The sequence below is a fragment of the Gulosibacter sediminis genome, assembly GCF_030011715.1.
Taxonomy (GTDB): Bacteria; Actinomycetota; Actinomycetes; order Actinomycetales; family Microbacteriaceae; genus Gulosibacter; species Gulosibacter sediminis.
This window is the reverse complement of record NZ_JASCYH010000098.1, coordinates 1-428: the sequence shown is the minus strand read 5'-3', so window position 1 is coordinate 428 and position 428 is coordinate 1. Positions and strand designations below refer to the sequence as shown.

The 428-nt window shown below is 65.4% G+C and carries 1 pseudogene; it reads left to right on the top strand.

What is annotated here, in order from left to right:
- Positions 1–2: 2 nt before the first annotated feature.
- Positions 3–428: pseudogene (locus QM019_RS12710) on the top strand (transposase); the annotation flags it as partial.

Sequence of the window (428 nt, the reverse complement as noted above, 5' to 3'; positions counted from 1 at the left end):
CGATCAAGTACACGGACGAGTTCAAGCGGGATGCTGTCGCGCTTGTGGAGTCCGGCATCGCGCAGAAGGTGGTGTGCAAGGATCTCGGGATCTCGAAGACCGCGCTGCAGACCTGGGTGCGTGATGCGAAGTTCCAGTCCCATGGGCTGACCCCGCCCGCTGATCCTGATGAGCGCCGCGAGATGGCGGCCGCGATCAAGCGGATTCGCGAGCTGGAGATGGAGAACGAGGTGCTCCGGCGAGCCGCGGCGTATCTGTCGCAGGTGCATATCACACCCCCAAAATGATCTACCCGCTCGTCCGCGAGATGGCCGCGGCCGGCGCCCCTGTCAGGGTGCCGGTCGCGGTGGCGTGCCGGGTGCTCGGATTCTCCGAGCAGGCGTACTACCAGTGGCTGCGTAACCCGGTCTCTGCTCGCGAGACGGAAG